Genomic DNA, 18,444 nt, shown 5'->3' with positions numbered 1-18,444 from the left:
GAGCCTTGCCGATGAAATCCTTTGAAGTGAATTTTGATGGCCTGGTGGGGCCGACCCACAACTACGGCGGCCTGTCCTACGGCAACGTGGCCTCGCAGAGCAACAGCCAGCAGGGTTCCAACCCGCGCGAAGCAGCGCGTCAGGGCCTGGCGAAGATGAAGGCGTTGACGGAGATGGGCTTCAAGCAGGGCGTGCTGGCCCCGCAGGAGCGCCCGGACGTGGCGGCCTTGCGCCGCTTGGGCTTCACCGGCAGCGACGGCGAAGTGATCCAGCGCGCCGCGAAGGAAGCCATGCCGCTACTGGTCGCCAGCTGCTCGGCCTCGAGCATGTGGGTGGCCAACGCCGCCACCGTCAGCCCCAGCGCCGACACCGCCGATGGCCGCGTGCACTTCACCGCCGCCAACCTCAACTGCAAGTACCACCGCAGCATCGAGCACCCGACCACCAGCCGTGTGCTGGGCGCCATGTTCAGCGATGACAAGGTCTTCGCCCACCACGAGGCGCTGCCGGCAGTTGCCCAGTTCGGTGACGAGGGCGCGGCCAACCACACTCGCTTCTGTCGCGCTTATGGCGATGCCGGCGTGGAGTTCTTCGTCTATGGCCGCAGCGCCTTTGACAGCCGCTATCCCGCGCCGCAGAAGTATCCGGCGCGCCAGACCCTGGAAGCCTCCCAGGCCGTCGCTCGCCTGCACGGGCTGAGCGACGATGGCGTGGTCTACGCTCAACAGAATCCGGCAGTGATCGACCAGGGCGTGTTCCACAACGACGTGATCTCGGTGGGCAACGGCGAGGTGCTGTTCTACCACGAGGACGCGTTCCTCGAGACCGACACGGTGCTCGGCCAACTGCAGGCTAAACTGGCCAGCAAGGGCGGCAACTTCCAGGGTATCTGCGTGCCGCGCGCGGCGGTGACGGTGGAGGACGCTGTGCGTTCTTACCTGTTCAACAGCCAGTTGCTCAGCCGCGAGGACGGTTCGATGCTGCTGGTGGTGCCAGAGGAGTGCCGCCACAACGAGCGCGTCTGGGCTTACCTGAACCAGCTGACCGGCCAGGGCGGCCCGGTCAAGGAGGTCAAGGTGTTCGACCTCAAGCAGAGCATGCAGAACGGTGGCGGCCCGGCTTGCCTGCGTCTGCGTGTGGCGTTGAAGGAAAACGAACTGGCGGCGGTCAATCCAGGCGTTATCATGACCGCCTCGCTGTACGACACCCTGGTGCAGTGGGTCGACAAGCACTACCGCGATCGCCTCGGCGAAGCGGACCTGGCCGACCCGCAGTTGCTGGTGGAATGCCGCACGGCCCTGGATGAGCTGACCCAGATCCTCAAGCTGGGTTCGGTTTATCCGTTCCAACGCCAACCTTGATAGAGAGAAATTGCAATGTCCGACGCCCTGCGCCTGATCCTGGAAGATGAAGACGGCACCCAGCTGGAAACCTCGTGCACCCGTTTTGCCGTGGTCTGGCAAGGCAAGGAAGTGTGGATCCAGCAAGACGGCCGTGGCCAACTGCTGATCGGCGTCGATGTCGAGGAAGACGACACCGAGTACGCCAACCTGCTGCTGCGCCCGATGGCCACCAACCTGGTCAGCCTGCAACTGGAAATGGAACCGGCCGATATCGCCGGTGACGACGACCACGTCCACGGCCCGGACTGCGGCCACCACCACTAAGGAAGCGCCTATGCTCGCCCTTGGCAAACTGCTTGAGCTGACCCTGACCGATCACGAACCGGCCGAGAAGACCCAAGTGACCACCCGGGGCGTGCGTTTGCGCTGGCTGGGGGAGGGTGCCCTGGAAGTGCGCCCGCCCGAAGCTGAAGATTGCGGGCTCGACCTGCTGCTGTCGGCCGGTATCCATGGCAACGAGACAGCGCCGATCGAGTTGCTCGAAAGGCTGCTGCACGGCGTGGCCAACGGCAAGGTCAAGCCACGTGCGCGGGTGCTGTTCCTGTTCGGCAACCCGGCGGCGATCCGCAAGGGTGAGCGTTTCGTCGAGCAGGACATCAACCGCCTGTTCAATGGCCGGCACGAACTCTCCAGCGGCTTCGAGGCGCTGCGCGCTGCAGAGCTCGAGCAGTTTGCCCGGGTGTTCTTCAGCAAGCCCGAGCGCACCCGCCTGCATTACGACCTGCATACCGCCATTCGCGGGTCGAAGATCGAGCAGTTCGCGCTGTATCCCTACAAGGAAGGCCGCCAGCACTCGCGCCGAGAACTGGCGCGCCTGGCGGCGGCCGGCATGGAGGCGGTGCTGCTGCAGAGCAAGTCTTCCATCACTTTCAGTGCCTTCACCTATGAGCAGCTCGATGCCGAGGCCTTCACCCTGGAGCTCGGCAAGGCACGACCGTTCGGGCAGAACGAGGAGGTCAATCTCGACAGGCTCGAAGCGCGTCTTATACAGCTCATCGAAGATACCGAGCCGCAAACCGAGCAGTCCCTGGATGGCCTCAAGCTGTTCAGCGTCGCCCGCGAGATCATCAAGCACAGCGACAGCTTCCGCCTGCACCTGCCGGCTGACATCGAAAACTTCTCCGAGCTGAAAAAGGGCGACCTGCTGGCCGAGGACTTGGCCGAAACGCGTTGGGTGGTGGAGGAGGAGGGCGCGCGAATCATCTTCCCCAATCCCAAGGTGAAGAACGGGCTGCGCGCGGGCATCCTGATCGTCCCGGATTCGGGGCAGCGCCTGGCTTGATAGCACCCATTGCAGGCAACTGAACTTAGCGTGGGAGCGGGCTTGCCCCGCGATTGCGTCTGGCTTGGAGAGCACGTTGATGCAATCGGGTGCCGATCGCGGGGCAAGCCCACTCCCACGCTGCGAGGCCAGCCTGATTTTGGATCCCTTCGGTGATGAAATTCTTTTAATTCACCAACCTGTTAATTTTCCCCGCCCCGGGACCGTAATTGGCTTGCCAGTAGCGAAACGCTGGCGATAGCATCGCGGTCATGCCGTTTTCAATTGCTTTAGCCCTGCAAGCCGTCCAATCGACGGTTTCTATCGCATAAACACACTGCACCGAGACTGCAGGACCGATATAATGCGGCCCTTTGCCGTCGTTTCGTCGATTCGACGTGTGGCCGCCGTTTCCGTGGAAGAACCTATGAAAAGCGCAGAAATCCGTGAAGCCTTCCTCCGCTTCTTCGAAGAGCAGGGACATACTCGCGTTGCCTCCAGCTCCCTGATCCCGGGCAATGACCCGACCCTGCTGTTCACCAACGCCGGCATGAACCAGTTCAAGGACTGCTTCCTCGGCCAGGAAAAGCGCGCCTACACCCGCGCCGTGAGCAGCCAGAAGTGCGTCCGCGCCGGCGGCAAGCACAACGACCTGGAAAACGTCGGCTACACCGCCCGTCACCACACCTTCTTCGAGATGCTGGGCAACTTCAGCTTCGGCGACTATTTCAAGCGCGATGCCATCACCTTCGCCTGGACCTTCCTGACCTCGGACAAGTGGCTGAACCTGCCCAAGGAAAAGCTGTGGGTCACCGTCTACGCCAGCGACGACGAAGCCTACGACATCTGGACCAAGGAAGTCGGCGTGCCGGCCGAGCGCATGGTGCGTATCGGTGACAACAAAGGCGCCCCGTACGCCTCCGACAACTTCTGGACCATGGGCGACACCGGCCCGTGCGGCCCGTGCACCGAGATCTTCTACGACCATGGCGCCGACATCTGGGGCGGCCCACCCGGCTCGCCGGAAGAAGACGGCGACCGCTACATCGAGATCTGGAACAACGTCTTCATGCAGTTCAACCGCACTGCCGACGGTGTCCTGCACCCGCTGCCGGCCCCGTCGGTGGACACCGGCATGGGCCTGGAGCGCATCAGTGCGGTGATGCAGCACGTGCACTCGAACTACGAGATCGACCTGTTCCAGAGCCTGCTGGCCGCCGCCGCCGAAGCCATCGGCTGCAGCAACGACGACCAACCGTCGCTGAAGGTGGTCGCCGACCATATCCGTTCCTGCGGCTTCCTGATTGCCGACGGCGTGCTGCCGTCCAACGAAGGCCGCGGCTACGTGCTGCGCCGCATCATTCGCCGCGCCTGCCGTCACGGCAACAAGCTGGGCGCGAAGGGCAGCTTCTTCCACAAGATCGTCGCCGCGCTGGTCGCCGAGATGGGCGAAGCCTTCGCTGAGCTGAAGAGCCAGCAGGCGCACATCGAGCGCGTGCTCAAGACCGAGGAAGAGCAGTTCGCCAAGACCCTCGAGCAGGGCCTGCGCATCCTCGAGCAGGACCTGGCCCAACTTCAGGGCAAGGTCGTCCCGGGCGACGTGGTGTTCAAGCTGTACGACACCTACGGCTTCCCCATGGACCTCACCGCCGACATCGCCCGCGAACGCGAGCTGACCATCGACGAAGCGGGCTTCGAGCGTGAAATGGAAGCCCAGCGCGAGCGTGCCCGCTCCGCCAGCGCCTTCGGCATGGACTACAACAGCCTGGTCAAGGTCGACACCGCCACCGACTTCCTCGGCTACGACACTACCGAAGGGCAGGGCAAGATCGTCGCCCTGTACAAGGATGGCCAGTCGGTCGGCCAGTTGGGCGAAGGCGAAGAGGGCGTGGTCGTGCTCGACCGCACGCCGTTCTATGCCGAGTCCGGCGGCCAGGTCGGCGACAGCGGCTACCTGCAGGCCAGTGGCGCGCGCTTCGACGTGCGTGATACCACCAAGACCGGTGGTGCCTTCCTGCACCATGGCGTGGTTGCCAGCGGTGCGCTGGTCATCGGCTCGCCGGTAGAGGCCAAGGTCGATGCCGAGGTGCAACACGCCACCTCGCTGAACCACTCGGCCACTCACCTGTTGCACGAAGCGTTGCGCCAGGTGCTGGGCGATCACGTGCAGCAGAAGGGCTCGCTGGTCGACAGCCAGCGCCTGCGTTTCGACTTCAGCCACTTCGAGGCGGTCAAGCCAGAGCAGATCAAGGCCCTGGAAGACATCGTCAACCGCGAAGTGCGCAGGAACACCCCGGTCGAGACCGAGCTGACCGATATCGAAACCGCCAAGGCCAAAGGTGCCATGGCGCTGTTCGGTGAGAAGTATGGCGACACCGTGCGCGTGCTGAGCATGGGCGGTGACTTCTCCGTCGAGCTGTGCGGTGGCATCCATGCCAAGCGCACCGGCGACATCAGCCTGTTCAAGATCATCAGCGAAGGCGGCGTGGCCTCTGGCGTGCGCCGTATCGAAGCGGTCACCGGCGCCGCTGCGCTGGCCTACCTGAACGCTGCCGAAGAGCAGGTCAAGGAAGCCGCGCAGCTGGTCAAGGGCAACCGCGACAACCTGATCGACAAGCTGTCGGCTGTGCTCGAGCGCAACCGCCAGCTGGAAAAGCAGCTCGAGCAGCTGCAGGCCAAGGCCGCCAGCGCCGCCGGGGATGATCTCTCCAACGCGGCCGTTGAGGTCAAGGGTGCCAAGGTCCTCGCCGCCCGCCTGGATGGGCAGGATGGCAAGGCCCTGCTGGCGCTCGTCGATCAGCTGAAGAACAAGCTCGGCCATGCAGTGATCCTGCTGGGCAGTGAGCATGAGGGCAAGGTCGTGCTGGTGGCTGGCGTGACCAAGGACCTCTCCAGCCAACTCAAGGCTGGCGATCTGATGAAACAAGCCGCTGCGGCGGTCGGTGGCAAGGGTGGCGGTCGCCCTGACATGGCCCAGGGTGGTGGCGTCGACGTCGCGGCGCTGGACAAGGCCCTGGCCCTGGCAGTGCCGTTCGCCGAGCAGGGACTTTGAGATGAGGCGGCCGGCGGTCTAGTCGCCGGCCGTTTCATGTTGGATTGTTTTTTGGGGCCCTTTAGGGCTGAGGCACCTTTGAAATGGCGTTGATCGTACAGAAATTTGGCGGTACCTCTGTCGGTTCCATCGAGCGGATCGAGCAGGTTGCCGACAAGGTCAAGAAATTCCGCGAGCAAGGCACCGACCTGGTGGTTGTGCTGTCGGCGATGAGCGGGGAAACCAATCGCCTGATCGACCTGGCGAAGCAGATCACCGACAAGCCCGAACCCCGCGAGTTGGACGTGATCGTTTCGACCGGCGAGCAGGTCACCATCGCCCTGTTGTCCATGGCCCTGATGAAGCGCGGCGTGCCGGCGGTGTCCTACACCGGCAACCAGGTGCGCATCCTCACCGACAGCGCGCACAACAAGGCGCGCATCCTGCAGATCGACGACCAGAAGATTCGCGCCGACCTCAAGGCCGGCCGTGTCGTGGTGGTCGCCGGGTTCCAGGGCGTCGATGAGCACGGCAACATCACCACCCTCGGTCGTGGTGGTTCCGACACCACCGGCGTGGCCTTGGCGGCGGCCTTGAAGGCCGACGAGTGCCAGATCTACACCGATGTCGACGGCGTCTATACCACCGACCCGCGTGTCGTGCCCCAGGCCCAGCGCCTGGAGAAGATCACCTTCGAAGAGATGCTGGAAATGGCCAGCCTCGGCTCCAAGGTGCTGCAGATCCGCTCGGTGGAGTTCGCCGGCAAGTACAACGTCCCGCTGCGCGTGCTGCACAGCTTCAAGGAGGGTCCGGGTACCCTCATTACCATCGATGAAGAGGAATCCATGGAACAGCCGATCATTTCCGGTATCGCCTTCAACCGTGATGAGGCCAAGCTGACCATTCGTGGCGTCCCGGACACCCCAGGCGTTGCCTTCAAGATCCTCGGCCCGATCAGCGCGGCCAATATCGAAGTCGACATGATCGTGCAGAACGTCTCGCACGATAACACCACCGACTTCACCTTCACCGTGCACCGCAACGAGTACGAGAAGGCGCTGAGTGTGCTGGAGAACACCGCCCGCGAGATCGGCGCGCGTGAAGTGATCGGCGACACCAAGATTGCCAAGGTGTCCATCGTCGGCGTCGGCATGCGTTCCCACGCAGGCGTTGCCAGTCGCATGTTCGAGGCCCTGGCCAAGGAGAGCATCAACATCCAGATGATCTCCACCTCCGAGATCAAGGTCTCGGTGGTGATCGAAGAGAAGTACCTGGAGCTGGCCGTACGCGCGCTGCATACCGCGTTCGAGCTTGATGCTCCTGCCCGACAGGGTGAGTGACACGCTGCCTGGAGGGGCGCGGCTTGCCGCGCCCTTCGCGTTTCTGGCCGCTGCCGGCGTCCCTGTCCAGGCACCTGTGGTGGTCGATTCGGGTCTGCGCCGTCGTCCCCCGGCCAGGCCCTGCTTTTCAAAGACTGTTGTCCCTGAAGATTCATGTGAGGAGAAAACTATGCTGATTCTGACTCGTCGGTGCGCCGAGAGCCTGATCATTGGTGACGGTGAGATCACCGTGACGGTCCTGGGTGTCAAAGGCAACCAGGTGCGTATCGGCGTGAGCGCGCCGAAAGAAGTGGCCGTTCACCGCGAGGAAATCTACCTGCGGATCAAGAAAGAGAAGGACGAGGAGCCAAGCCTTTAATTTTTTTGAAGTTTTTTTCAAAAAAAGGGTTGCAAACGAGGAAGGGTGTGTTTAATATTCGCCTCGTGTTGCGGTGAGGTGGCCGAGTGGCCGAAGGCGCTCCCCTGCTAAGGGAGTATACCTCATAAGGGTATCGGGGGTTCGAATCCCCCCTTCACCGCCATTATTTGCCTGGAGCGCTTCAAGCGATCCGAATGGCACAGCAAGACACGGACTCATAGCTCAGCTGGATAGAGTACTCGGCTACGAACCGAGCGGTCGGAGGTTCGAATCCTCCTGAGTCCGCCACTTTTGAAGTGGCTTTGCTTGCAAGGCTGCTTCAATCAACCAGTGGTAACCTGGTCTAAAACTACCCCACGGACTCATAGCTCAGCTGGATAGAGTACTCGGCTACGAACCGAGCGGTCGCAGGTTCGAATCCTGCTGAGTCCGCCACTTTTGAAGTGGTTTTGCTTGCAAAGGCACTTCAACAAGCCAGTGGTAATCTGGCCTAAAACTACCAACCACGGACTCATAGCTCAGCTGGATAGAGTACTCGGCTACGAACCGAGCGGTCGCAGGTTCGAATCCTGCTGAGTCCGCCACTTTTGAAGTGGCTCTGCTTGCAAAGTCGCTTCAACAAGCCAGTGGTAATCTGGCCTAAAACTACCACCACGGACTCATAGCTCAGCTGGATAGAGTACTCGGCTACGAACCGAGCGGTCGCAGGTTCGAATCCTGCTGAGTCCGCCATACATCAAGAAGCCCGCTCATTTGAGCGGGCTTTTTGTTTTCCGCGTGCGCTGAATTGTCGCAGATGTCCATCTAAGCTACTGCTGTAGGCGATCCTTGCTGGGGTGCCGGAGCCCCAGGCCGAGTCGGCACAAAACAAATGTGCTTTTAACGCCAGAGCAACCGTCGCACTGATGGCTTCGAGCGTTGTCACAGCTTTAGCGCGCAAACGATTGTTCTAGCCAAAAATTTAAGCGATCCGACAGCTTGCACAGTGTATGATTGCGCCCGTCAGCCCCGCCGGGGCTTGTGGAATACCACCATGGACTTACCCAGTAGTTACTCGCTAACACGCTTCATACAGCCAGATCTGACTGATTGATTCTCCCGGCGTGCTCCGCTGCTGGGAGTGGAGTTCGCCTATGACCGAAATCGAAGTAAAGAAAACCCAAGACAGCCTGCAGGATCGCCTGGCCCAGGTGATCGAACTGTTGCAGCGCCAGCGGGTGGTCGAGGACCTGACGCACCGTCAGGAAGGTCATCACCATGACCTGGTGGAAAACCTGGTCCACCGCCAGAACCTGGTCGAGCTGCAACGCAAGCTCGACGACCTGCACCCCGCCGACATCGCCTACATCCTCGAAGCCCTGCCACTGGACGATCGCCTGACGGTCTGGCAGCTGGTGCGCTCCGACCGTGACGGCGACATCCTGCTTGAAGTTTCCGATGCCGTGCGCCAGACCCTGATCGCCGACATGGATGATCACGAGTTGCTGGCGGCCGCCAAGGAGATGGACGCCGACGAACTCGCCGACCTGGCTCCGGAATTGCCCCGCGATGTCGTCCACGAGCTCATGGACAGCCTCGATGCCCAGCAGCGCGAGCGTGTGCGCTCGGCGCTGAGCTACGACGAGGAGCAGGTCGGTGCATTGATGGACTTCGAGATGGTCACCATCCGCGAAGATGTCAGCCTCGAAGTGGTACTGCGCTACCTGCGCCGGCTCAAAGAGCTGCCAGGGCACACCGACAAGCTGTTCGTGGTCGATTACGACGGTATTCTCAAGGGCGTGCTGCCCATCAAGCGCTTGTTGGTCAACGACCCGGACAAGAAAGTCGCGGAGGTCATGGCCAATGACCCGGTGACCTTTCACCCCGAGGAAGATGCCTACGACGCGGCTCAGGCCTTTGAGCGATACGACTTGGTATCCGCTCCGGTGGTGGACAAGAAAGAGCGGTTGATCGGCCGCCTGACCATCGATGAAATGGTCGACCTTATCCGCGAGGAGAGTGAGAGCGAAGTGCTCAACATGGCCGGTCTGCGCGAAGAGGAAGACATCTTCGCCTCGGTCTGGCGCTCGCTGCGCAACCGTTGGGCGTGGCTTGCCATCAACCTGATCACCGCGTTCGTCGCGTCGCGGGTGATCGGCCTGTTCGAAGGCTCCATCGAGAAGCTGGTGGCCCTGGCGGCATTGATGCCGATCGTGGCCGGTATCGGCGGTAACTCCGGCAACCAGACCATCACCATGATCGTTCGCGCCATGGCGCTGGATCAGGTGTCACCAGGCAACACCAGCCGGCTGATGCGCAAGGAGCTGGCGGTATCGTTGATCAATGGCTTGGTCTGGGGTGGTGTGATCGGGGTGGTGGCGTTCTGGTTGTACGGCAGCTGGTCGCTGGGGCTGGTCATGACCGCCGCGATGACCTTGAACCTGTTGTTGGCAGCGCTGATGGGTGTACTGATCCCGATGACCCTGACGCGCCTGGGCCGAGATCCGGCAATGGGGTCGAGCGTGATGATCACTGCCGTGACCGACAGTGGTGGTTTCTTCATCTTCCTCGGCCTGGCAACGCTGTTCCTGATGTAGGTCGACGGAAGGCCAGAAACAAGAAAGCCAGCTTACGCTGGCTTTTTTGTGTGCGCTTGGCAGGATCAGGACGCGTCGGCGGCCATTTCCACATCGTGAGCGATAAGGGCGACCAGTGCATTCTGCTGGCGGTGGGACAGCTGGCGGAAGCGTTGCAGCAGTTCGCGTTCGTGAAGGCTGAGCTCTGGGCTGTCCAGGCGCATGCTCAGCTCGTCACCCAGAGCGCCTTCCTGGATAAGACTCTGCTCCAGGCGGGCGATGATCTCGGAGTTCATGCTGCGGTGATGGTTGCGCGCTACCTCGGCAATGCGCTCACGCATCCCGTCTGGCAGGCGGACGACAAACTTGTCAGCGGTGCGGCTGGAGTAGATAGCCTGTTTCATTGGGCGCATATAAATTGACCGGTTGTTCTGGTTCAGGGGAGCGGTTCTCAAATTGGCCGCACGGTGGAAGTACGACCGCGGCGACGACAAAATGTTCAACCGTGATGTGATTTTGGTTCTTCATCTTGCCTCATGGTCGCCGTTTCCTTGGCGTCAATTCTGTGACAAATAGTGATCTCGATAAAGGCTTTTTGCCAGTACCAATTATCAGAAATGAGCACTGGTTTGAAAAGTTTCACATTCATCGAATTGCACAGGTGTCAGACAAATGCCGTCAAAATCTGGTAAAAGACAGCAAAGGGTCAGGGAAAATCATCAAATGCGCTGGTTTCCCATACATTGAGCATAGTGGCTATGCAATATGACGCAAGCAGTGGGGCGGCCTCAAGGGGGCGCCTGATATTCCTCATGGGACCGTCTGGTTCGGGAAAAGATTCCCTGATCGATGCGGCGCGTGAGCGATTGCTCGCCCAGGGCGTTGAAATAGCCAGACGGGTCATCACCCGTTCGGCCGAGGCCAAGGGCGAAGCCGCGCTCGGCGTGAGCATCGAACGTTTCGAGGTGATGCGCGAAGCGCGGGCCTTTGCGTTGGACTGGCAGGCCAATGGCCTGCGCTACGGCATCCCTGCGCAACTGGATACATGGCTCGCTGCGGGGCGCTCGGTAGTGGTCAACGGTTCGCGGGCGTACCTGCCGATCGCCCGGCAGCGCTATCCCGACCTTGTGGCCGTGGGGCTGGTCGTTTCGCCGCAGGTGCTGCGCCAGCGCTTGCTGGCCCGGGGGCGGGAAAGCACCGAGCAGATTGAGCAACGCCTGGCCCGCAACTTCAGGCTGCAGGCCTATGATCCCAGCGTGCATGTCGTGGACAATTCCGGGCCGTTGGCTGATGCGGTCGAGGCTTTGATCACGCTGTTGCGCGCCGAAGGCGTTATCGCTGGCACGCAGGGAAAAAGGCCGACGTGCATAATGCCCGATTGATACATGACAAATGCGCACATGCTGGTTAACATGCTCGCCGTCCCCGCCGTACAGCGTCCGCTGTTGGCTCCAGTGTCTCAGTAGCTCAATTGGATAGAGCATCCCCCTCCTAAGGGGAAGGTTGCAGGTTCAAATCCTGCCTGGGACGCCATTCCCCCCTTGTGCCTTTCCATAGCCCAGTGCGCCCACGTACCAGCCTCAGAGCCGGGCGCTGTAACGTTGCTCGGTATCCTGGGCATCCTCAGAGGCTTGCTTGCCATGCGTCTGACTGGCGACCTGCGCGCTTTGCGCCTGCTGCTCGACCTTGGCCTGGACCTTTGCCTCGACTTCTTCCTGCAGGCGCTGGGCGATCTGCTGGTCGATTCTTGCTTTTTGCTCGGGCGGCAATGCGTCGTACTCATCCGACGTCAGGCCCAGCTCCTGCAGCATCTTTTCCTTGATCTTCTCTGCCGGCGACTTGACCATGTAATCGCGAAACTCCTGTAGGGCGTTGGATCCTTCCAGTTTGCCCACGCTGGCCTGTTCACGCTTGGCGGCGTCTGGGTTCTGCAGCATGACCATCAGCTTGGCGAAGGCCTCCTTGCGATTGTCTTCGGCGTGTTGCTGCGAAGTGCTGCCCTGCTTGTTCTGCTGTGCCGAGGATTTCGCGCTGGCCATCAGCGGCTGGAACGCGGGCATCTGCGTGGCAGGGTGTTCGAGAACGCTGCGTTGCGTTTGCACGGCCTGCCAACTCAGGCCGTTCGCTGTAATAAGCATGTTTCCTCCATGAACGATTGTTAGAGACGCGACGAAAGGGGCAAAAGCTGTGCCAGCGGTGGCGGTGCGGCAAAATAGGCTGCAAGCGCTATTTCGGCAGCCTCTCGCTCAGAATATGCTTGCCCGGCAGAGGAACGGATTTGCCGCTAGCGGCAACAAACAGCAAGTGCCGGCAGCACCGGTTACGGGGCGCAGTTGCTGGGCAACAGGGAGAGCGTCCATGAATCAGGCAGCAAAGCCGCTACCGGCTGGCTTCACCGAGCAGCAACTGCACACCTTGTTCGAGCTGATCAGCGACGGCATCTGGGACTGGGATGCCAATAGCGGCTACGTCTACCGCAACCCGGGCTGGTACGCGATGTTGGGTTACCCCAGCCACTCGCTGGACAACTCCGTGCTGACCTGGGAAAGCGTGATACACCCGCAGGACTATCCGCGGGTGATGGCGCATTTCGAGGCCTATATCACCCAGCGCAACGAGCGCTACCGCATCGAGTACCGGTGCCGTTGCCAGGATGGCAGCTACCTGTGGATCGAGGACTGTGGCCATATCATCGCCCGCAACGCCGATGGTTCGGTGGCGCGCATGCTCGGGGCCCATCGCAATATCGACGCAGGCAAGCGCCTGGTGGAGGAGCTTGAACAGCGCAACCAATCGCTGGAGGGCCAGGTGGCCGAACGTACCCGTGAGCTGTCATGGGTCAACCAGCAATTGCAGCGGCAACTGGATGAGAACCGCGAACTGGCCGAGCGCGATGCCTTGACCCGTACCGCCAACCGCTATCGCCTGGAGAAAACGCTTCAACAGGAATGCGAGCGCGCCCGGCGCTTCCGTGAGCCGCTGGCATTGATCGCCATGGACCTGGACGACTTCAAGCCGATCAACGACCTGCACGGTCATGCCCGCGGCGATGCCGCGCTGATCGAGGTCACCGAGCGCATCCGTGAGTGCCTGGGTGGTCGGGGGCTGTTGGCCCGCTGGGGAGGTGATGAGTTTGCCGTGGTGTTGCCGCACACATCGCTGCAGCAAGCCTGTGAGGTGGCGTCGGCGATCCGCACGGCGATGATGGCGATCGAGCCCATCGGCATGTGCCGGCTGACCCTGAGCTTTGGCGTGGTGCAGTGGCGCGAGGGGGACGATGCCGACGGGTTGCTGGCACGGGCAGACCAGGCGCTGTATCGGGCCAAGGCGGATGGCAAGAACACTGTAGCCGAGTGATAGTTAAAAAAAGACCCGCGGCGCCTGGGGCGCAGCGGGCCAAATCGGCTATTGCCGCTTCAGTGTCTTCAATCAGATGTGCAGTGCGTGCCCCAGGGCGCGCAGCGCCGCTTCCTGCACCGCCTCGCCCAGCGTCGGGTGGGCATGAATGGTCCCGGCGATATCTTCCAGGCGCGCGCCCATCTCCAGGGACTGGGCGAAGGCGCTGGACAGTTCGGAAACCGCCACGCCCACGGCTTGCCAGCCGAGGATCAGATGGTTGTCACGGCGAGCCACCACGCGCACGAAGCCGCTCTTCGACTCCAGGCTCATGGCCCGGCCGTTGGCGGCGAAGGGGAACTGCGCGACGATGCAGTCCACACCTTGCTCGCCGGCCTGTTCCGGGGGCGTGCCGACCACCACCACTTCCGGGTCGGTGAAGCACACCGCAGCGATTGCGGTCGGCTCGAAACGTCGTGCTTTGCCGGCGATGATCTCGGCGACCATCTCGCCTTGGGCCATGGCCCGGTGCGCCAGCATCGGTTCGCCGGCCACGTCGCCGATCGCCCAGACGTTGCGCATGCTGGTCTGGCAGCGCTCATCAATGGCGATGGCGGCGCCGTTCATCTTCAGGTCCAGGCTTTCCAGGCCGAAGCCTTTGGTGCGGGGGCGGCGACCCACGGCTACCAGCACCTGGTCAGCCTCCAGGCGCAGCTGGCCACCCTGGCCGTCGCTGGCCAGCAGGCAGCCGTCCGTGTATCCCTCGACGCTGTGCCCCAGGTACAGCGCGATGCCGAGTTTCTTGATCGAGTCAGCCACCGGCGCGGTGAGCTCCGCGTCGTAGGTCGGCAGGATGCGTTCGCGGGCTTCCACCACGCTGACCTTGGCGCCGAGCTTGCGGTAGGCGATGCCCAGTTCCAGGCCGATGTAGCCGCCGCCGACCACCACCAGGTGCTGGGGCAGCGCTTTCGGTGCCAGGGCCTGGGTGGAGGAGACGATCGGCCCGCCAATCGGCAGCATCGGCAGTTCGACACTGCTGGAGCCGGTGGCCAGCAGCAGGTGTTCGCACTGGATGCGCTGGCCGTCGACTTCGACGCTCTTGCCGTCGAGGATCTTCGCCCAGCCGTGGATCACCTTCACGCCATGTTTTTTCAGCAGGGCGGCGACACCGCTGGTGAGGCGGTCGACGATGCCGTCCTTCCACTCGACGCTGCGGCTGATGTCCAGGCGTGGCGAGGACACGCTGATACCCAGCGGCGAAGGTTCGGTGTAGCGGCTGGCCTGGTGGAACTGCTCGGCCACATGGATCAGCGCCTTGGACGGAATGCAGCCGATGTTCAAGCAGGTGCCGCCCAGGGCCTGGCCTTCGATCAGCACGGTGGGGATGCCCAGTTGCCCGGCGCGGATGGCGGCCACATAGCCGCCGGGGCCGCCACCGATGATCAGCAGGGTGGTGTTGATGAGCTCTTGCATGATCACTCCACGAACAGGCAGGCGGGCTGTTCCAGCAGGCCGCGCACGGCCTGGATGAACAGTGCGGCATCCATGCCATCGACCACGCGGTGGTCGAACGAGCTGGACAGGTTCATCATCTTGCGCACGACGATCTGGCCGTCGATCACCACCGGTCGTTCGACCATGCGGTTGACACCGACGATCGCCACTTCCGGGGTGTTGACCACCGGGGTGCTGACGATGCCGCCGAGGGAGCCGAGGCTGGTCAGGGTGATGGTCGAGCCGGACAGCTCTTCACGGCTGGCCTTGTTGTTGCGTGCCGCGTGCGCGACACGGGCGATCTCGCTGGCGTTGCTCCACAGGTTGCCGGCTTCGGCATGGCGCAGCACGGGTACCATCAGGCCGTTGTCACCCTGGGTGGCGATGCCGACGTGCACCGCGCCGTGGCGGGTGATGACCTGGGCTTCGTCGTCGTAGGTGGCGTTGATCTGCGGGAAGTCGCGCAGGGCGACGACCATGGCGCGCACCAGGAACGGCAGCAGGGTCAGCTTGCCGCGGCTGTCGCCATGCTTGGCGTTGAGCTGCTGGCGCAGGGCCTCGAGGGCGGTGACGTCGATCTCTTCGACATAGCTGAAGTGGGCGACACGGCGCTTGGCGTCCTGCATGCGCTGGGCAATCTTGCGGCGCAGGCCGATCACCGGCACCTGCTCGCTGTCGGTGCGCTTGCCATAGCCCCCCGGCGCCTGGCCAGTGCTGCTCTGCGGCTTGCTGATGAAGGCGTCGAGGTCCTCGTGCAGGATGCGCCCGGCCGGGCCGCTGCCGTGCACGTAACGCAGCTCGATGCCGGCATCCAGGGCGCGCTTGCGCACCGCAGGGGAGGCCAGTGGCTTGTCGTGGGCCTCGCGCGGCACGATGGGCGCGGCGGCGTGGCTTGTGGCAATCTGCGGCTGGGTTTCGACGCGTGGCTCGGGACGAGCCGCGGCCTGTACCGCTGCAGGTGCCGGCTCGGCCGGCTTGGCCTGTGGCGCGTCGACATGGTTGCCGCTGCCTTCGACCTCGATGCGGATCAGCTCGCTGCCGACCGCCATCACCTCACCGGGCTGGCCGCCCAGGGCCAGCACCTTGCCGCTGACCGGCGAGGGAATTTCCACGGTGGCCTTGTCGGTCATGACATCGGCCACCACCTGATCTTCGGCGATCACATCGCCGACCTTGACGAACCACTCGACCAACTCGACCTGCGCGATGCCTTCGCCAATGTCCGGCATCTTGATGACGTGCGTGCCCATTCAGACCTCCATGACCCGTTTCAGTGCCGCGCCTACCCGCGAAGGGCCGGGGAAGTAGGCCCATTCCTGTGCGTGGGGGTAGGGGGTATCCCAGCCGGTGACGCGCTCGATCGGCGCTTCGAGGTGATGGAAGCAGTGCTCCTGGACCAGCGACACCAGTTCGGCGCCGAAGCCGCAGGTGCGGGTGGCTTCGTGCACGACCACGCAGCGGCCGGTTTTCTTCACCGACTCGACGATGGTTTCCAGATCCAGCGGCCACAGGCTGCGCAGGTCGATGACCTCGGCGTCGACGCCACTCTCTTCGGCTGCCACTTGCGACACATACACGGTGGTGCCGTAGGTCAGTACAGTGACGTCATTGCCCGGGCGGGTGATCACCGCCTTGTCCAGCGGCACGCTGTAGTAGCCATCCGGCACGGCGCTGTGCGGGTGTTTGGACCACGGCGTCACCGGACGGTCGTGGTGGCCGTCGAACGGGCCGTTATACAGGCGCTTGGGCTCGAGGAAGATCACCGGATCGTCGCATTCGATCGAGGCGATCAGCAGGCCCTTGGCGTCGTAGGGGTTCGATGGCATGACGGTACGCAGGCCGCAGACCTGGGTGAACATCGCCTCGGGGCTCTGGCTGTGGGTCTGGCCGCCATAGATACCGCCGCCGCAAGGCATGCGCAGGGTCAGCGGGGAGATGAACTCGCCGGCCGAGCGATAGCGCAGGCGGGCCATCTCCGAGACGATCTGGTCGGAGGCGGGGTAGAAGTAGTCGGCGAACTGGATTTCGACCACCGGGCGCAGGCCGTAGGCGCCCATGCCCACGGCGGTACCGACGATGCCGCTTTCGGAGATCGGCGCGTCGAACACGCGCGATTTGCCGTACTTGGTCTGCAGACCTTCGGTGCAGCGGAACACGCCGCCGAAGTAGCCAACGTCCTGGCCATAGACCACCACGTTGTCATCGCGCTCAAGCATGACATCCATGGCCGAGCGCAGGGCCTGGATCATGGTCATGGTGGTGGTGGACATGGCGTTTTCCAGATGGATGCTGTTGTTGTGATCGTTCATCTCAGACCCCCAGTTCCTGGCGCTGACGGCGCAAGTGCTCGGGCATTTCCTTGTACACGTCCTCGAACATCGAGGCGGCGCTGGGGATATGGCCATTGCTCAGGGTGCCGAACTGCTCGGCGTCCTTCTGCGCCTTGATCACCTCGGCCTCGAGCTCGGCGGTGACCGCCTGGTGCTCTTCCTCGGACCAGTGGCCAAGCTTGATCAGGTGCTGCTTGAGGCGGGCGATCGGGTCGCCCAGCGGGAAGTGGCTCCAGTCGTCGGCCGGGCGGTACTTGGACGGGTCATCCGAAGTCGAGTGCGGGCCGGCGCGGTAGGTGACCCACTCGATCAGCGTCGGGCCCAGCCCACGGCGGGCGCGTTCGGCGGCCCAGCGCGAAGCGGCATAGACCGCGATGAAGTCGTTGCCGTCCACTCGCAGCGAAGCGATGCCGCACCCCACGCCACGACCGGCGAAGGTGGTCGACTCGCCACCGGCGATGGCCTGGAAGGTCGAGATCGCCCACTGGTTGTTGACCACGTTGAGGATCACCGGGGCGCGGTAGACGTGGGCGAAGGTCAGCGCGGTGTGGAAGTCGGACTCGGCGGTGGCGCCGTCACCGATCCACGCCGAGGCGATCTTGGTATCGCCCTTGATCGCCGAGGCCATGGCCCAGCCGACCGCCTGGACGAACTGGGTGGCCAGGTTGCCGCTGATGGTGAAGAAGCCGGCCTCGCGCACCGAATACATGATCGGCAGCTGGCGGCCCTTGAGCGGGTCGCGGGTGTTGGACAGCAGCTGGCAGATCATGTCTACCAGCGACACGTCGCGGGCCATCAGGATGCTCTGCTGGCGATAGGTGGGGAAGCACATGTCGCTGCGGTTCAGAGCCAGGGCCTGGCCGCTGCCGATGGCTTCCTCGCCCAGGCTCTGCATGTAGAAGGACATCTTCTTCTGGCGCTGGGCAACCACCATGCGGCTGTCGAAGATGCGCGTCTTGAGCATGGCGTGCATGCCCTGGCGCAGCACCTGCGGCTCGATGCCCTCGGCCCAGGGGCCAACGGCGTCGCCATGCTCGTTGAGCACGCGCACGAGGCTGTAGGAAAGGTCTGCGGTGTCGGCAGCTTCCACATCGATAGGGGGTTTACGGACTTGACCCGCGTCGTTCAGGCGCAGGTAGGAGAAATCTGTTTGGCAGCCTGGCCGGCCTGTAGGCTCGGGCACATGCAGGCGCAGGGGGGCGTACTCGTTCATGCTTTTTACGCTCGCTCGAATGTTGTTTTTGTGAGCTTTGAAGCGGCCGCCGCTGACTGCCGGCTCGTGACTGGCAGGTCAGCGTCTTTTTACATCATAGGGGGACGGCAGGAGAATTTTTCT

Annotated in this window: 15 protein-coding genes and 6 tRNA genes; 15 read left to right on the top strand and 6 right to left on the bottom strand. The window is 62.9% G+C overall.

Translation table 11 applies throughout. The features are described 5' to 3' along the window. The first annotated feature begins 11 nt into the window (after nucleotides 1–11). From astB to mgtE, 12 genes are all read left to right on the top strand, one after another. A complete protein-coding gene (gene astB, locus ABZO33_RS14420; protein WP_050706731.1) occupies nucleotides 12–1,361 on the top strand; it encodes an N-succinylarginine dihydrolase in 1,350 nt (449 codons plus the stop codon). Nucleotides 1,362–1,376: 15 nt separating this feature from the next. Then, the gene (locus ABZO33_RS14415; RefSeq protein ID WP_414536579.1) at nucleotides 1,377–1,667 is read left to right on the top strand and encodes a topoisomerase II; all 291 of its coding nucleotides are present in this window, start codon (nucleotides 1,377–1,379) and stop codon (nucleotides 1,665–1,667) included. A 10-nt stretch (nucleotides 1,668–1,677) separates the two neighbouring features. Continuing rightward, complete coding sequence (gene astE / locus ABZO33_RS14410) at nucleotides 1,678–2,685, top strand: succinylglutamate desuccinylase (RefSeq protein WP_414536578.1); 1,008 nt, start codon at nucleotides 1,678–1,680, stop codon at nucleotides 2,683–2,685. Nucleotides 2,686–3,091: 406 nt separating this feature from the next. Beyond that, the gene (alaS, locus tag ABZO33_RS14405) at nucleotides 3,092–5,716 is read left to right on the top strand and encodes an alanine--tRNA ligase (RefSeq protein WP_414536577.1); all 2,625 of its coding nucleotides are present in this window, start codon (nucleotides 3,092–3,094) and stop codon (nucleotides 5,714–5,716) included. Nucleotides 5,717–5,799: 83 nt separating this feature from the next. Then, complete coding sequence (locus ABZO33_RS14400; protein ID WP_028691060.1) at nucleotides 5,800–7,035, top strand: aspartate kinase; 1,236 nt, start codon at nucleotides 5,800–5,802, stop codon at nucleotides 7,033–7,035. A 169-nt stretch (nucleotides 7,036–7,204) separates the two neighbouring features. Next, the gene (gene csrA / locus ABZO33_RS14395; protein WP_003254503.1) at nucleotides 7,205–7,393 is read left to right on the top strand and encodes a carbon storage regulator CsrA; all 189 of its coding nucleotides are present in this window, start codon (nucleotides 7,205–7,207) and stop codon (nucleotides 7,391–7,393) included. A 72-nt stretch (nucleotides 7,394–7,465) separates the two neighbouring features. Further along, nucleotides 7,466–7,556: transfer RNA gene (locus ABZO33_RS14390), tRNA-Ser, on the top strand. A gap of 48 nt (nucleotides 7,557–7,604) precedes the next feature. Continuing rightward, a tRNA-Arg gene (locus tag ABZO33_RS14385) sits at nucleotides 7,605–7,681 on the top strand. A gap of 70 nt (nucleotides 7,682–7,751) precedes the next feature. Next, nucleotides 7,752–7,828, top strand: a tRNA-Arg gene (locus tag ABZO33_RS14380). Between the two features lie 72 nt (nucleotides 7,829–7,900). After that, nucleotides 7,901–7,977 (top strand) — tRNA-Arg (locus ABZO33_RS14375). Between the two features lie 71 nt (nucleotides 7,978–8,048). Continuing rightward, nucleotides 8,049–8,125, top strand: a tRNA-Arg gene (locus ABZO33_RS14370). A 401-nt stretch (nucleotides 8,126–8,526) separates the two neighbouring features. Further along, nucleotides 8,527–9,969, top strand: coding sequence for a magnesium transporter (mgtE, locus tag ABZO33_RS14365; protein ID WP_414536576.1), 1,443 nt, complete (start codon nucleotides 8,527–8,529; stop codon nucleotides 9,967–9,969). Between the two features lie 65 nt (nucleotides 9,970–10,034). Here mgtE and ABZO33_RS14360 read toward each other — a convergent pair whose 3' ends face one another. Beyond that, nucleotides 10,035–10,361, bottom strand: a complete 327-nt coding sequence (locus tag ABZO33_RS14360; RefSeq protein WP_003254499.1) for an Arc family DNA-binding protein — start codon at nucleotides 10,359–10,361, stop codon at nucleotides 10,035–10,037. A gap of 345 nt (nucleotides 10,362–10,706) precedes the next feature. Between ABZO33_RS14360 and phnN the strand changes: the two genes are divergently transcribed. Beyond that, a complete protein-coding gene (phnN, locus tag ABZO33_RS14355; protein WP_414536575.1) occupies nucleotides 10,707–11,330 on the top strand; it encodes a phosphonate metabolism protein/1,5-bisphosphokinase (PRPP-forming) PhnN in 624 nt (207 codons plus the stop codon). 74 nt (nucleotides 11,331–11,404) lie between these two features. Next, a tRNA-Arg gene (locus ABZO33_RS14350) sits at nucleotides 11,405–11,481 on the top strand. 47 nt (nucleotides 11,482–11,528) lie between these two features. Here ABZO33_RS14350 and ABZO33_RS14345 read toward each other — a convergent pair. Continuing rightward, nucleotides 11,529–12,086: a hypothetical protein gene (locus ABZO33_RS14345; protein ID WP_414536574.1), complete on the bottom strand. Its 558-nt coding sequence runs from the start codon at nucleotides 12,084–12,086 to the stop codon at nucleotides 11,529–11,531. 220 nt (nucleotides 12,087–12,306) lie between these two features. Between ABZO33_RS14345 and ABZO33_RS14340 the strand changes: the two genes are divergently transcribed. Next, on the top strand, nucleotides 12,307–13,305 hold the full coding sequence (locus ABZO33_RS14340; protein WP_414536573.1) for a diguanylate cyclase domain-containing protein: 999 nt from the start codon (nucleotides 12,307–12,309) through the stop codon (nucleotides 13,303–13,305). Between the two features lie 72 nt (nucleotides 13,306–13,377). On the opposite strand, the gene lpdA is transcribed toward ABZO33_RS14340, so the two are convergent. From lpdA to ABZO33_RS14320, 4 genes are read right to left on the bottom strand one after another with little or no spacing between them, the layout of a single operon-like run. Beyond that, nucleotides 13,378–14,757, bottom strand: a complete 1,380-nt coding sequence (gene lpdA / locus ABZO33_RS14335) for a dihydrolipoyl dehydrogenase (RefSeq protein WP_414536572.1) — start codon at nucleotides 14,755–14,757, stop codon at nucleotides 13,378–13,380. Nucleotides 14,758–14,759: 2 nt separating this feature from the next. Then, complete coding sequence (locus tag ABZO33_RS14330; RefSeq protein ID WP_414536571.1) at nucleotides 14,760–16,028, bottom strand: dihydrolipoamide acetyltransferase family protein; 1,269 nt, start codon at nucleotides 16,026–16,028, stop codon at nucleotides 14,760–14,762. Beyond that, nucleotides 16,029–17,087: an alpha-ketoacid dehydrogenase subunit beta gene (locus ABZO33_RS14325; protein WP_038706568.1), complete on the bottom strand. Its 1,059-nt coding sequence runs from the start codon at nucleotides 17,085–17,087 to the stop codon at nucleotides 16,029–16,031. Between the two features lies 1 nt (nucleotide 17,088). Then, complete coding sequence (locus ABZO33_RS14320; protein ID WP_414536570.1) at nucleotides 17,089–18,321, bottom strand: 3-methyl-2-oxobutanoate dehydrogenase (2-methylpropanoyl-transferring) subunit alpha; 1,233 nt, start codon at nucleotides 18,319–18,321, stop codon at nucleotides 17,089–17,091. Between the last annotated feature and the right edge of the window lie 123 nt (nucleotides 18,322–18,444).

This window comes from Pseudomonas sp. CAM1A (genome assembly GCF_047501685.1).
Taxonomy (GTDB): Bacteria; Pseudomonadota; Gammaproteobacteria; order Pseudomonadales; family Pseudomonadaceae; genus Aquipseudomonas.
This window is presented reverse-complemented; position numbering and strand designations above follow the sequence as displayed.

What these genes read in the sequence shown, in the direction of transcription:
- astB (WP_050706731.1), top strand. Translation starts at nt 12, where the DNA reads ATGAAATCCTTTGAAGTGAATTTTGATGGCCTGGTGGGGCCGACCCAC.
- ABZO33_RS14415 (WP_414536579.1), top strand. Translation starts at nt 1,377, where the DNA reads ATGTCCGACGCCCTGCGCCTGATCCTGGAAGATGAAGACGGCACCCAG.
- astE (WP_414536578.1), top strand. Translation starts at nt 1,678, where the DNA reads ATGCTCGCCCTTGGCAAACTGCTTGAGCTGACCCTGACCGATCACGAA.
- alaS (WP_414536577.1), top strand. Translation starts at nt 3,092, where the DNA reads ATGAAAAGCGCAGAAATCCGTGAAGCCTTCCTCCGCTTCTTCGAAGAG.
- ABZO33_RS14400 (WP_028691060.1), top strand. Translation starts at nt 5,800, where the DNA reads ATGGCGTTGATCGTACAGAAATTTGGCGGTACCTCTGTCGGTTCCATC.
- csrA (WP_003254503.1), top strand. Translation starts at nt 7,205, where the DNA reads ATGCTGATTCTGACTCGTCGGTGCGCCGAGAGCCTGATCATTGGTGAC.
- mgtE (WP_414536576.1), top strand. Translation starts at nt 8,527, where the DNA reads ATGACCGAAATCGAAGTAAAGAAAACCCAAGACAGCCTGCAGGATCGC.
- ABZO33_RS14360 (WP_003254499.1), bottom strand. Translation starts at nt 10,361, where the DNA reads ATGCGCCCAATGAAACAGGCTATCTACTCCAGCCGCACCGCTGACAAG.
- phnN (WP_414536575.1), top strand. Translation starts at nt 10,707, where the DNA reads ATGCAATATGACGCAAGCAGTGGGGCGGCCTCAAGGGGGCGCCTGATA.
- ABZO33_RS14345 (WP_414536574.1), bottom strand. Translation starts at nt 12,086, where the DNA reads ATGCTTATTACAGCGAACGGCCTGAGTTGGCAGGCCGTGCAAACGCAA.
- ABZO33_RS14340 (WP_414536573.1), top strand. Translation starts at nt 12,307, where the DNA reads ATGAATCAGGCAGCAAAGCCGCTACCGGCTGGCTTCACCGAGCAGCAA.
- lpdA (WP_414536572.1), bottom strand. Translation starts at nt 14,757, where the DNA reads ATGCAAGAGCTCATCAACACCACCCTGCTGATCATCGGTGGCGGCCCC.
- ABZO33_RS14330 (WP_414536571.1), bottom strand. Translation starts at nt 16,028, where the DNA reads ATGGGCACGCACGTCATCAAGATGCCGGACATTGGCGAAGGCATCGCG.
- ABZO33_RS14325 (WP_038706568.1), bottom strand. Translation starts at nt 17,087, where the DNA reads ATGAACGATCACAACAACAGCATCCATCTGGAAAACGCCATGTCCACC.
- ABZO33_RS14320 (WP_414536570.1), bottom strand. Translation starts at nt 18,321, where the DNA reads ATGAACGAGTACGCCCCCCTGCGCCTGCATGTGCCCGAGCCTACAGGC.